The 13,545-nt window shown below is 38.3% G+C and carries 11 protein-coding genes; 3 read left to right on the top strand and 8 right to left on the bottom strand.

Annotation, left to right across the window (positions count from 1 at the left end; all coding sequences use genetic code 11):
• Nucleotides 1-56: 56 nt before the first annotated feature.
• From rhaS to J7E81_RS09835, 7 genes are all read right to left on the bottom strand, one after another.
• Nucleotides 57-1,115: a rhamnose ABC transporter substrate-binding protein gene (gene rhaS, locus J7E81_RS09865; protein ID WP_215042018.1), complete on the bottom strand. Its 1,059-nt coding sequence runs from the start codon at nt 1,113-1,115 to the stop codon at nt 57-59.
• 63 nt (nt 1,116-1,178) lie between these two features.
• The gene (locus J7E81_RS09860; protein ID WP_215042016.1) at nt 1,179-2,213 is read right to left on the bottom strand and encodes an ABC transporter permease; all 1,035 of its coding nucleotides are present in this window, start codon (nt 2,211-2,213) and stop codon (nt 1,179-1,181) included.
• A gap of 4 nt (nt 2,214-2,217) precedes the next feature.
• The gene (locus J7E81_RS09855) at nt 2,218-3,255 is read right to left on the bottom strand and encodes an ABC transporter permease (RefSeq protein ID WP_215042014.1); all 1,038 of its coding nucleotides are present in this window, start codon (nt 3,253-3,255) and stop codon (nt 2,218-2,220) included.
• Nucleotides 3,256-3,284: 29 nt separating this feature from the next.
• Nucleotides 3,285-4,796 (bottom strand): sugar ABC transporter ATP-binding protein, encoded by a 1,512-nt coding sequence (locus J7E81_RS09850; protein WP_215042012.1) that lies wholly within the window; start codon nt 4,794-4,796, stop codon nt 3,285-3,287.
• Nucleotides 4,797-4,994: 198 nt separating this feature from the next.
• Entirely contained in the window at nt 4,995-6,608 is a 1,614-nt protein-coding gene (locus tag J7E81_RS09845) for a response regulator transcription factor (protein ID WP_215042010.1), read from the bottom strand.
• The gene (locus J7E81_RS09840) at nt 6,598-8,385 is read right to left on the bottom strand and encodes a sensor histidine kinase (protein WP_215042008.1); all 1,788 of its coding nucleotides are present in this window, start codon (nt 8,383-8,385) and stop codon (nt 6,598-6,600) included. The genes J7E81_RS09845 and J7E81_RS09840 overlap by 11 nt, the downstream gene beginning before the upstream one ends.
• Nucleotides 8,386-8,413: 28 nt before the next feature.
• Nucleotides 8,414-9,448 (bottom strand): autoinducer 2 ABC transporter substrate-binding protein, encoded by a 1,035-nt coding sequence (locus tag J7E81_RS09835; RefSeq protein ID WP_215042006.1) that lies wholly within the window; start codon nt 9,446-9,448, stop codon nt 8,414-8,416.
• 352 nt (nt 9,449-9,800) lie between these two features.
• On the opposite strand from J7E81_RS09835, the gene J7E81_RS30510 reads away from it, so the two are divergent.
• Together J7E81_RS30510 and J7E81_RS09830 are read left to right on the top strand one after the other, a co-directional pair.
• Entirely contained in the window at nt 9,801-9,959 is a 159-nt protein-coding gene (locus J7E81_RS30510) for a hypothetical protein (protein ID WP_251028566.1), read from the top strand.
• Between the two features lie 35 nt (nt 9,960-9,994).
• Nucleotides 9,995-11,035 carry an endo-1,4-beta-xylanase gene (locus J7E81_RS09830; RefSeq protein WP_251028565.1) on the top strand — a complete coding sequence of 347 codons (1,041 nt, stop codon included), beginning with the start codon at nt 9,995-9,997 and terminating at the stop codon, nt 11,033-11,035.
• Nucleotides 11,036-11,260: 225 nt separating this feature from the next.
• Here J7E81_RS09830 and J7E81_RS09825 read toward each other — a convergent pair whose 3' ends face one another.
• Nucleotides 11,261-11,590, bottom strand: coding sequence for a four-helix bundle copper-binding protein (locus J7E81_RS09825; RefSeq protein ID WP_215042005.1), 330 nt, complete (start codon nt 11,588-11,590; stop codon nt 11,261-11,263).
• 531 nt (nt 11,591-12,121) lie between these two features.
• Between J7E81_RS09825 and J7E81_RS09820 the strand changes: the two genes are divergently transcribed.
• Complete coding sequence (locus J7E81_RS09820) at nt 12,122-13,522, top strand: amino acid permease (protein ID WP_215042003.1); 1,401 nt, start codon at nt 12,122-12,124, stop codon at nt 13,520-13,522.
• The last annotated feature ends 23 nt before the right edge of the window (nt 13,523-13,545 follow it).

Below are 13,545 nucleotides of genomic sequence, written 5' to 3'. Positions count from 1 at the left end.
TGAAACGAAATCTGACCCTATAAGCTTTTCCTTTCGTGACGAACTGTTTCTATTGATTAGTAAACACTCTTCCATTGAGCGATATTATCCTTATCAAACTTAAATGGATCACCCAGCATCACCTGTGTTCCATCACCATCTTCTACAATGGTCTGGTCACCCTGGTTTCCTGCTGTAAACTTATCGCCCACTTTTCCAGTAATTTTTCCCTCTACTAAAGCATTTGCCGTAAACCCTGCCACATATCCTACATCAATTGGATTCCATAAATACATCCACGGACATACACCGTTTTCAATATAAGTAGCCATTTCACTAGGAAGCCCTAAACCAGTTAATTTTACTTTTCCTACAAGACCCTTGTCAGTCAGAACTTTTCCAGCAGCAGCTATACCTACGGTTGTTGGAGCAATAATCGCTTTCAGATTTGGATAAGACTGTAATAATCCCTCTGTTTCAGATACACTTTTATCCCTTAAATCGTCACCGTATGCTACTTTTACTAGTTTAATATCTTTATATTCTGGTTTTTGAAGTTCTTTTTTCATCACTTCAATCCATGTATTTTGGTTTGTCGCTTGAGATGTTGCACTAAGGATGGCAATTTCCCCTTTGCCGCCAATCATTTGCGAAACGCCCTCGATTAGCGCTCCGCCAATTCTGTCAGGGTTGGCCTGGTTCACATGGACCATTCGGCTTTTTGCATTTACGGCTGAATCCACTGATGAAACTTTAATTCCTGCATTCATTGCTTTCTCAAGCACAGGCTGAAGGGCGTCGTTATCATTACCTGCAATCGTAATGGAATCTATCTTTTGATTAATTAATTGCTCAATGATTTGAATTTGTCCCTCTGCCGTCGGTTGATCTGGTGATCGTAGAATGACTTCACCGCCTGTTTCTTTGATCGCATTTTGAAACCCCTCCTGCATCTTTTCACCATAAGGGTTACCAGTATTTTTAAACACAAAGGCATATTTCTTCGGTCCGCTTTTCTCAGAAGTAGTACCTTTTGAATCTGATTTTGATTCTGGTTTTGAAGTGGTCGCGCTGCATGCAGCCAAAATCGAGAAAATCATGACAACAGAAACACATAATCCCCAAAATTTTTTCATTCCTTTTCTCCCCTTGATTTTTATTTGTTTTATATACACACAGTTTTAATACTGTAATGTAACCTAATGACCGGATTGCTTTTTAACATTTAAAAATTGTTTTATCTTTATTTTTGGAACAGCAACAGCAAAAATGAGTAACAGACCCACTATAATTAGTAAAGTTTGCGACGATAGATTGACCAATCCTAAACCATATTGAAGATATCCAATAATAAAAATGGCGATCATCGTACCGATCATTTTTCCTTTTCCTCCAGCCGTACTGATCCCGCCTAATGCAGCCATGGCAATCACATCTAATTCATAGCCTGTTGCAATATTTGGTCTCGTACTTCCCATCCTGGAAGCCAAAAATAAAGCCGTAACGGCGGCTGTAAACCCCATTAACGTAAACACAATCAGTTTAATTTTATCGTTTTGAACCCCAGAAAATCTGCTGGCCGTTGAGTTGTTTCCGATAGCATAGATTTGTCTGCCAAAAGTGGTTTTATGAAGTAATACAACAAAGAAAACAGCGAAAGTAATAAAAGCGATAAGAATAATTGGTATGCCATTTACATATCCCCATCCAAGCAGTTTATACCAATCCGGGAAATTCCCCGCGGCCTGATCCTGGAGGATAATATAAGCAATTCCCCGGTAGAGAATCATCGTACCCAAAGTAACAATAACAGCGGATAGTTCTTTAAACTTGACGATTAAAAGCCCATTGATAAATCCGCAAAGCGATCCAACAGCCAGACAGACCACAATAGAAAGGCCCATCGGCAGGCCCAAATGATTATAAGAAACAGCCATTATGACGGAAGATAGTGCCACTGTGGACCCCACCGATATATCGATGTCACCCAGGATCATAACCAAGGCCATTGGGAAAACCATGAAGGCCTTATCTAAAAAAGTCATAGTTCCGTCCCTTAAATTAGAATAATCTAAGAAATATGGTGATAAGCTTGTATTGATAAACATTACGATTAATAAAATGAGAACAAGCATCCATTCCCACTGAAGAAAAAAAGTTTTTAATGAGAATGTTTTTTTCGAAACTATTTTTCGGTTGGAATGTTCCTCTTGAATAACCGTTTTCTGCTCCATTGTTTTAGATTTTCCTCCTTAAGAGATTATTTCGATCCACGCCTCTCTTCACTAAGGTGTTAACGACAACAGCTACGAGGATGATTGCACCCTGGATGCTGGATTGCCAAAACGGAGATACATTCAAAAGAGGCAAGGCATTATTTAATACTCCAAGCAGGACCGACCCAAGGATGACACCGGAAATTTTGCCTGCTCCCCCGGCAATGCTTACTCCCCCAAGAATACAGGCAGCAATCACGGTTAGCTCATATCCAGACGCGGTGTCCCCTTGTGCTGAAGCATATTTAGAAACCCACAAAACACCGGATAAGCCTGAAAGCCCTCCCATAATGGTGTATACCAACATTAAGATCTTCCTTTGGTTAATTCCGCTGACCTTTGCCGAATCAGGGTTGCTTCCAACGGCATAAATTTGTCTTCCTGTTCTGGTGTGATTAATAAAGTAATAGAAAACAAGGTAGATGATAATGGCAATAAAGATAAGCGTGTTGATCCCTAAAATTTTCCCAGTTGCAATTCCAACAAAGCTTTTAGGCATTTGATAGGAACTTACCCATTTACCACCGCTAATCGTATACGTTAACCCCCTGAAGATATTCATCATGGCAAGGGAAGCGATAATGGGCATTAGGCCAATCTTTGCGACCAAAAATCCAGTAATAATTCCGCAAATGATTCCAATAACAGTTCCAAGTAAGATCGCCAATAAAGGGCTTAAATTTGGGTGTGAACTAATCGTTTGAGCGGTAATCATTCCTGAAATAGCGATAACAGCTCCGATGGATAAATCAATTCCTCTTGTAATTAGTACCACCATCATACCGAGTGCAAGGATGCTTAGAATGGCCGTATTGGTAACCAAATCATTAATATTTTCTATTGTTAAAAATCTGGGACTTCGGAATTGAATAAGAACCGAAAGCAAGAGTATAAATAGGAGTAGTCCGAGCTCCCTAAATTTAGAGATTTTAGCTGAAAAGGATACTTTCTCTACTTGCTGCCGCGGGTTTCTTGCTTTTTCCAGAACTCCTTCTGGCATGATGCTCACCTCTTTCTTCTAATCTTCCTTTATATGATTATCTGCTTTGACAAATCCATCATGGCTGCTTCAAGAATCGACTCCTGTGTCGCCTGGATTTTAGTTAGGACTCTTGTCACCCTTCCTTCGCGCATCACAACAATATTGTCACTTAGCCCTAAAATTTCAGGCATTTCCGAAGAAATCATAATGATCCCATATCCTTGTGCGGCTAGGTCATTAATAATCTCATAAATCGCTGATTTTGCTCCCACATCTACCCCTTTCGTCGGCTCATCGAGAATAATGACATCCAAATCTGCCGGTAATAATTTGGCAACCGCCACTTTTTGCTGATTGCCGCCTGAAAGAGAGCTAGCTAAATCAAAAATACTATTTGCTTTTACATTTACTTTTTCGGCCAGGTTCTTAGCTATCTCTGCCTCTCTTTTTACGTTTAGCCACCCTTTTTTAGATAATCTTTTAAGTGACGGTAATGAGATATTTCTGCCTATATCCCAATCAAGTATTAATCCCTGTAGTTGACGATCTTCAGGCAAATAGCCGATCCCCATTTCCATCGCTTTTAAAGGATTTTGAAGTTTTACCTGTTTCCCGTTAAAATAGACTTTTCCTTTATCGAATGGGCTAATGCCAAAAATCGCCTGGCAAACCTCACTTCTTCCTGCTCCAACCAGCCCTGTTAAGCCAAGTATCTCTCCTTTATGCAAAGTGAATGAAACATCAGCAAAATATCCAGTTTTCCCCAGTCCCTCAACTCGAAGTACTTCACTTCCAATGGTCGATTTCTTTTCTGGAAACACCTGGGTAATCTTTCGCCCCACCATTGCCACAATCAGGTCTTCATTTGTAATCTCATTTACTCCCCATGAACCGATATATCTGGAATCTCGAAAGACCGTGACCTGGCTTGCTAGTCGATACATATCTTCAAACCGATGAGATATAAAGATAATTGAAGCCCCTTGGTCTCTTAATCCTTCCGTAATCTTATATAACTCCTCACTTTCCCTCGCAGTAAGGGCCGCTGTTGGTTCATCCATAATAATAATTTTTGCATCGGTTGAGATGGCTTTGGCAATTTCCACAATTTGCTGCTGAGCAACACTTAAAGCCCCCATTTCCATCTTTGGATCGATGGTTGAACCCAAACTTCTTAATAATCCTTTCGCTTCCTCATGCATTTGTTTCCAAAGCAATCGCTTTGTCCTTTTTGCAATTTTTTCATGTCCCATGAATATATTTTCCGTCACACTTAAATCCGGATAATTAGTCACATGCTGATAAATAGCGGCAATCCCCTTGTCCTGAGCCTCTTTTGGGTTATTAAATACGACTTTTTCACCATTTAAAAAAATTTCTCCTTCCTCCGGTTTGTGAACTCCCGTTATCACTTTAATGAAGGTGGATTTACCTGCACCATTTTCCCCCATTAATGCATGAATTTGCCCCGGTTTTAACTTAAAATGAACATGTTCCAAGGCTTTCACACCCGGAAATATTTTGGTAATCCCTCTCAATTCGAGTACATATTCGGACATTTTTTCAACTCCTTGTGTGTCTATTTGTACCTTATGGTTCAATGAACCTCTAATTAATACGCTGAAGAAAAACGTCTATTGAATCCGCTTACATATAGGGTACTTTATATGTCATCCTTAGAAAAGGAGACATCTTTCGGTTTAGGGGGATGATTTTCGGCAATATTCCAAAAATTAAAATAACCTCCTGAACGGAGGTTATTTCAAATTCATATTTGCTTTTTCCTTATATTTTGACGGAACTTCCCCAAAATGCTTTCTAAACAATTTACTGAAGTACTTCGTATCCGTGTAACCAACTAGTTGTGAGATATCATATATCTTTAAATCGGTGGATAAAAGCAGATCCTTTGATTTTTCAATTCTAGCTTTCGTCACAAAGTCTAATACCGTCTCACCGGTTTGATTTTTAAAATATTCACAGAAATAAGTGGGGTTCATATGAATAATTTTGGCAATCTTATCAATGGTGATATTATTTCCTAAGTTCTCAGTAATCCATGTTTTTGCCGTATCAATAGGATTAATGGATTCATGTATATTCTTTTCTTCAAAAATTTTAAGTACTTTATGCATCCAGGTCGTAAGATTTATCTTTAATTCGAGAAAGTTCAGAGATTTCCTAGTCAGTTTAAGTGCTTCCTGAATTAAATGAAGCTCGTCTTTTGCTACTGACTTTGTAAGTAGCCGGTTGATTGTTTGGATGGCCAACACTTGGATACTCTTTTCGATATCTCGCGGGGAAGGAAGCTTTTTCAGTTCGGTAAGGTAATGATTTAAATGATGAAAAAGTTCTTCCCTCTTTAAAGGATCAAGTGATTCTACCATTCTCGTAATGGTAATCTCTAACTCCTTAGACTCTTTTATCTTCCCCCTTTCCTTAAGAATATTTTCTACCAATGAAAGGGTATAAATTTGATTTCCGCCATAAATCAGGCGGAATTGTAGCAGCGCTGAAAGGCGATCTCTTAAGGCGGGAATAACAGCCACATCATAAAAACTTCTGCTAAGTGCGATGGTCGAAGTCAGATTGGTTCCTGCTTTTATGGCAGATTGCAGCCTTTCAGCTGCCAGCATTTCTTGGAATTGGTCCGCTTCTTTGTTGTGGATTAAAATCCAAAACGAAGACTCATCGCCTTTCCAAATCCAAGATAAGTTTTTAGTTGCTTCATTAAGACCTTTTAATACATCCTGAAGCCTCTTTTCAAGCTCACCACTTTGGAGTGCGTATAAATCTCTCTTTTGATTAAAGTCAATGGAAATATGTAATAGGTAGAATATCCCCATAGGAAAGTCTTTTGTCCACTCCAATTCAGCAAGATCAATTTCATTTCCTCTTATTAGTTCGCTTAGCATTTGGGTCTGCTTAACATGACGGAGTTGAGTGTCGATTATTTCAACCTTTTTTTCATTTGCCCAATTTTCTAAAATCCTATCTTTTATTTTCCCAAGCTGTTCTCGGAATTCATCTCGAATTAACGGTTTCACCATATAATCGAGCGCTCGTTCGCGAATGGCTGTTTGCACATAATGAAAGTCGTTAAAGCCGCTAATTACTACCGCTTCAAAAGATGCTCTGTTTCTCATTTCTTTTATGAGTTCCAGCCCATTCATCCCCGGCATTTTAATATCTGTAATCAATAAATCGAAACAAATGTTTTCTTTTTCATATTCATTTATCAATTTAGTTCCACTGTTATAGCTCCCAACAATCTCAAATTCTTCCCCGCAAGAGAGGATTAACCTTTCAATTCCCCGTCTGATTCGATTTTCATCGTCTACCACAATGGCTTTGATTTTTCTAGTGTTCACTCTCCCCGCCTCCTTCAACCTTTCCCAGATTGTCCTGCATCATTAATGGAATAGAAATAATTACTTCAGTGCCTTTTTTCATTTGACTATTTATTTGCAACCCATAGCCCTTTCCAAACATCATTATTAGCCGGCCATGAACGTTAATTAATCCAAATTGGGAGTCGCGCCTTGCCATTGGGTCCGATTCAAGGTAGCTTTTGAGATCAGAAACAACTTTTTCAGGAATTCCAGGACCGTTATCGATCACGCGAAAAATCACTTCCTCATTTTTCGTTGAAACGTTACCAACTCTTGAGATAAAAATGTCGATTTTAAAATCCTGTTCTTCATCCAGTCCATGTTTAATGGCATTCTCAACAATCGGCTGCAATATAAACTTTGGCGTGTAATATTTTTTAGGATCCATTTCTTCATGAATCGAAAATTCAATGCGATCTTCAAATCTAAATTTTTGAATCGTTAAATAATCCTTGATATGTTGGACTTCCTGGTCAATTGGAACCATTTTTTCTTTATTACTTATGGAAAAACGAAGCATGCGGCCAAGACGGGAAACCATTTCTACCACCACATCATCTTCCCCTTCTTCTACCGCCATACCAACTGTTTCAAGGGTATTGTACATAAAGTGTGGATTTATTTGCGATTGCAGAGCATATAATTCGGCTTCCTTCTGTTGTAATTTAATTTGAAAATTCTGTTTTATTAAACTATTAATCTCATGAACCATTGAATTAAAGCTTTTCGCAAGAACTCCTACTTCATCGTTGCCATTGATTGGGAGATCGACATTAAAGTTTCCCTTTTCCACTTGTTTCATTAATTTTGTTAATCGGTTAATGGGTCTCGATACACTCCAGGCAAGAATAATAGAGATGACTGTACTTATTAGAATGACTCCCAAAAATGCAATGATGGTAGCTTTTCGGACGAGATCCGTCCTTTCAGTCAAATTCTTCAATAAAACACTATGAGTCAAAATCCATTGATTCGGACCTATCCTGCTGATACTTATCAATTTATTTTCCTTTTCCCTTGTGGTTTTAAAACTTCCATTAATTTTTGGATAATGGTTTAAATCCACATTAGTCTTTCCAATATCGTTGGGATTTGTATCGTAAACAATTTGTCCATTAGTATCCATAAGCGTGATATCTGCTTTGTTAACGGTTTCCAAATTATTTACTATATTTTTAACAAAGGTTAAATCGACTGCTATAAAAATAGTTCCTAATTTCATTCGATTCTCTGTGTCCGTTATTTGCTGCAGAAGCAGAATATAGGGGGGATTATTTTTAAATTTCAATGTGATCTGATTGGGAAAGATGATTTGTTGTTTGCCTTTTAAATCCAGATCTTGTCCAAATGGCAAAGCAATACTTTCAAAACCTGTGTATGGGAGTCTCGAAGCGGCAAACAGCCTGTTTTTTGATAAAATGAAAACCCCAAGGATATCCGAATTTCCACCGTTAATATAAGTGTTTGTCAAGTAGCTGTTAACCTGAAACTTATCTCGTAATAAGGAAGAATTGTTTTGATATGCATCTTTTCTAAGGATTTCAATCACTTGGTCTGAATTATAGAGAAGGTCTGGCAGCTCCCTTAATTCACTGATATGGTCATTGATTCGCTCATTCGCCTGATCCAACACTCTTGGAATATACTCTCCGACCTGCTCTTCGATTGACTTTGTATATTGGTTATATCCAATATAGCCAATCAATGAAACTGGGATTACCGTAATCAATAGATACGTAATAATCAGTTTATTCATTAAACGGTAGTTTCTTAATCTTATCCTGTTAAAAATCATACTGATCTACATTTTCCTTTGTAAAATCTATCGGTTCCCCCATGATAACCATATCATCTATCATGTTAATTTTCCCGACTTGTGGAATTTTTTCACCGTCATAAGGCCGTTGCCCCTTGATCAGGTTGGAAGCTAGGGCCACTGTCAAATAACCCAATTTTTTTGGACTCCATAAAGTCACAATTTGTGCATCATTTTCTTTTAAATATTGGTTCATTGGATTTGGCGGGGATAACCCTGCTACAACGACTTTTCCGGCTTGTCCTGCTTCTTTGACAGCTTGAGCAGCGGCCGGCGGACCAACAGAAGAATTTCCAATAATGCCTTTTAAATGTGGATACTGTGATAGTAATTGCTTTGCGAGTATATATGCTTTATGAGGGTCATCATCTGAAGCGACGATTTTGATTAGATGCATATTGGGATAATTCTCCCTTTGCTGTACTTGTATCCAATTTAACCATTTGTTTAAATTTGCTGCCGATTTTGCTCCTGTGATGATGGCAAAATCACCTTCTTCATTTAGTTTCCAAGCCAGTGTATCCATCAAATGTCTTCCCAATGTCTCCGGATTTACCATGTTGATAAAGAACTCTCTTGAGTTAGGGAGGGTATCTGAATCCCATGTAATGACTTTAATATGCTGACCTTTTGCCTTCTCTAAGACTGGAACTAACTTATCTGGGTCATTAGCGGAAACGGCAATGACATCCACCTTTTGATCAATTAGTTCGTTGATTACTCTTATTTGCTGGTCAGCGTCAGCAACGGAAGGACCTTTATAGATAACCTTTATTCCAAGATCTTTTCCTGCTTCAGCAGCTCCTTCTTCCACTGCATTGAAATAAGGTATATTAACCAGTTTTGGAACTACTGCAATGATAACTGGCTTACTTTCATTACTTTCCAATGGAGGATTCTTTACTTTTCCATTGGAGTATACAATCTTAAACTCTTCTCCTCTACTGCAACCGCTTGCAAAAATAAGAAATACCAATATGAAAAAACAATAGTCTCTTTTCATGATATTCCGTTTCCCCCAAAGTTTTTTTGATTATTTTTATTACACAATCCAACCCATGAAAATATGTAAAAAGAAAATTCCGAATATTATTGTATGCAATTTTTATCATAACACAATTTTTTCACTAGATTAATATAAAAATAGATTGGGTATTGATTATAATATTTCTTTTCGCTGCCCTAGTTATTAAAAAAGGACCTCGCACTAAGAGGAAAAAAATTATAAAAAATTTACTATAGGCTATAAAGTTAGTTGTCTGACCAAACAAAGTTTGGTAGAATTTAGATAAGATACGTGAAAACGTTTTCTGTGTTGAACCAATTCGAAACGGTTATGAAACGGAGGCAATATAATGGGACAAACAAATGAATTTGCACACCGTATGTCAAGGAAGACAATCAAACTTGTGGATACATCAGGAAATCCTGTTGCAGGAAAGGAAGTAGCACTTAAACAGACCAACCATATAAGTTCTTATTTGGCTGCGGCATTTTTGATGCAGTCCAAGTAGCCAATCAAAATGTACCAACAGACAGACTTACTTTTTTGGAAGAAAAACTGGATAAGTTCTTAGACATATTTAACTCTGCAACATTACCTTTCTATTGGGGAACATTCGAGCCAGAAAAAGGAAAACCACTTACGAAAGAATTAAAGGCCGCCGCTCAGTGGTTTAAAGAAAGAAACGTAACCGTGAAAGGACATCCTCTTTGCTGGCACACCGTAACAGCTCCATGGCTTCTTGATATGAGCAATGAAGAAATCCTCAAAGCACAGTTTGCTAGAATTGAACGGGAAGTATCAGATTTTAAAGGATTAATCGATATGTGGGATGTGATCAATGAAGTAGTGATCATGCCTATCTTCGATAAGTATGACAATGGTATTACAAGAATTAGCAAAGAACTTGGCCGAGTTGGGATTATTAAAGAAATGTTTGCCAAAACACGTGAATTCAATCCTGGTGCGACTCTATTATTAAATGACTTTAATACATCTATTAACTATGAGATTCTAATTGATGGATGTTTAAATGCAGGTGTCTCAATTGATGCGATTGGTATTCAATCACATCAGCATCAGGGTTATTGGGGACGTGAGAAATTAGAAGAAGTCTTAGATCGTTTCTCACACTTTGGACTTCCCCTTCACTTTACAGAGAACACATTGACATCTGGTCATCCTATGCCATCTCAAATTGAAGACCTTAATGATTATCAGATTCCCGAATGGCCATCCACACCTGAATTTGAAGAACGCCAGGCAAAAGAAGTAGAAGAAATGTATTCTATTCTGTTTAAACATCCTCTGGTTGAAGCTATTACAGCCTGGTCCTTCAGTGATGATGGGGCATGGTTAGGTGCTCCTGCTGGATTTATCAGAACAGATAATAGCCCAAAACCTTCCTATGAAGTAGTAAAAAAACTGATTAAAAATGACTGGCATACAAATATGTCATGCCAGACTGATGAAAACGGTACGGTTTCATTTGAAGGATATCTTGGTGATTATGATCTTGTTTGTGGAGATAAGAAAGTTGCCTTTAAATTAGATAAAGATTCTGATACATTACAACTGGTAATCTAATCAGGTCTATATAGTTGTAAAGCTTCCGGCTAAATTTTGGCCGGAAGTTTGTACATGGGTAAAATCTTATTTCCTTTAAAATCTAGCCCTCATTTAGCTTAATTACTTTTTCCTTAAAACTTTTTTAAACAATAGATAGGATTAAACAATAGTAGAGAAGAAGGTGCTTTCCAAAAGGAAAACACCTTCTTTCTCTATAACGGTTTAATGGTTTTAACAATCGTTTTAAGCAGTTAACTTTCTACAAGCTTCTGCACACCTTAAGCATGCCTCTGCGCAATTTTGACAATGTTGATGTTGGTGGTTTTGACACTCTTTTCCACATTCTTCACAAATTGTTGCACACACTTGTGCTAATTCGGAAATGAATGGTGTTCCTCTGACAATCGCCTGTTCTAAATAGGAGCAAATATCCGCACACTCCCGGTCTAAGCGGATACATTTCGACATCATTCCAACATTCTCCTCTTCCAAACAAGCATCGAAACAGTGGTTACAAGATACCATACATTCATGGAGAGATTCAATAACAGATTGATATTGTTCGTGTGACATCTCTATACCTCCTTCAAGTTTTCTATATTCATATAACCTTTTCTTCATTGTGTTAAACAAAAGGTTTATTTTTTAAGGCTAATTTCAGATTTCATTGCCCGCGAGGGAGTTTTTTTGCCTAAGACGATAAATGAAACCATCTCTCATTGCCCGCGAGCCAGTTTTATTACCTAAAACGGTAAATCAAACCTGGTTTCATTGCCCGCAAGCCAGCTTTTTATCCTTAGACGGTAAATGGAACCGTCTCTCATTGCCCAAGTGAACCATTTTTTGTAAGAATCGGTCAATGAAACTTACCCTCAAAACACAAGAGAGCAGGTGTTCATCCAAACGGCCAAATGAATCCATATTGGCCTAGATTCGCTCCCTAGTTCCCTTTTCCCAAAAAGTATTTGGGAAGTAATGTGGGTAAATATTAATCGTTTTCTAGTAATTCCGACTTCCTATCATTCTCATCATTTTTTAATGTTTAAAGCTGTTTATTTAGTCTAAATAGAGGTTAGAAGTCAGTATTTAAGGAGGACACATTAAATGCGAAATGAGCATACTGTCAAACAGATGGTAAATAATAGCAAGAAGCATGAACGAGAAAAAGGGAATACAAAGGGGATTCAATGGTGGCAGTTGTCCCTGATTGGTATTGGTTCGATTATCGGGGCCGGCTTTTTATTGGGGACCGGACTATCCATTAAAACTGCAGGGACCTCAATGATATTTGCCTACCTGCTGGGTGGAATCATTGCGTTTTTAGCCTTCAGTGCACTGGCAGAGATGTCAGTACATGACCCTCAGCCAGGGTCGTTCCGAACTTATGCACGCTTAGCCTTCGGGGAACGGATTGGGTTTGTAAGTGGATGGATGTATTGGATATCAGGCGTTCTTATCATGTCAAGCGAAGTGACTGCATTATCCATTTTTACCCAATACTGGTTTCATCATGTGCCATTATGGATATTTGCGATTATTTATTCGGTACTTGGACTTGGGATTAATCTTTTAGGGATGAGAAATTTCGGCAAAATCGAGACATTATTTGCCGTAGTGAAAATATCCACATTGGTGATATTTATCCTTTTTGGGTTATTGCTGCTGTTTGGGGTCATTTCAGCTGGAACCACCAGAATTCATCCGGGAACGGTGTTCCATATGACCAGCTTGTTCCCGCACGGTTTTACTGGCTGGTGGTCTTCCCTAATTTTTGCCCTATTTTCATTCGGGGGGATTGCGGTAATCGGAGTCACTTCAAACGAGCTAAAACATAAAAAGGATGTTAGTAAATCGGGTATCGTCCTAATCATCACCCTTTTGTGCCTGTATGTACTATCTTTGTTTATGGTGGTTTCAATGGTTAGCTGGACAAAAATCGATGAAGGAGAAAGCCCGTTTGTTACAGCCTTGTCAAACTTTCCCATCCCATATCTTGGCACCATTTTTAACATCATAATCATTAGTGCGGCATTTTCTACGATGGTGGGGTCCTTGTTTTCGATCACGAAGGTCATGGTATCCTTATCAAATGATGGAGAAGCACCCAAGACCTTTTCCAAAACCACGAAAAAAGGTGTTCCTTTACATGCCTTGCTGCTAGGATTTTTAGGACTAGCAGCAGCGATTATTGTCTCCTTATTTCTTCCGAGTACCGTATACGAATATTTAACAACGGCAGCAGGTGTAACACTAATATTAAACTGGTGTATCATTCTTGCCTCCCAAATTAAGTATCGGAAAACCTATTTGGATCAGTCAAAGGTGTCTTTTAAAATGTCGGGGTCACCATTTACTTCCTATTCGGGAATTGTTCTGATCGTCTTTGTTTTATGCGGTGGGCTTTTTAGACCGAATGAGCGTTACGGCTTATTTATCAGCCTAGGGATAATCCTCATTATATTTCTGGCATACAGCTTCTTCGGAGGGAAAAGGAAAGGAAATTAATCTAAGATATTCACCTCTCCACC

Source organism: Bacillus sp. ISL-18 (assembly GCF_018613415.1).
In the GTDB taxonomy this organism is placed as follows: Bacteria; Bacillota; Bacilli; order Bacillales; family Cytobacillaceae; genus Neobacillus.
This window is presented reverse-complemented; position numbering and strand designations above follow the sequence as displayed.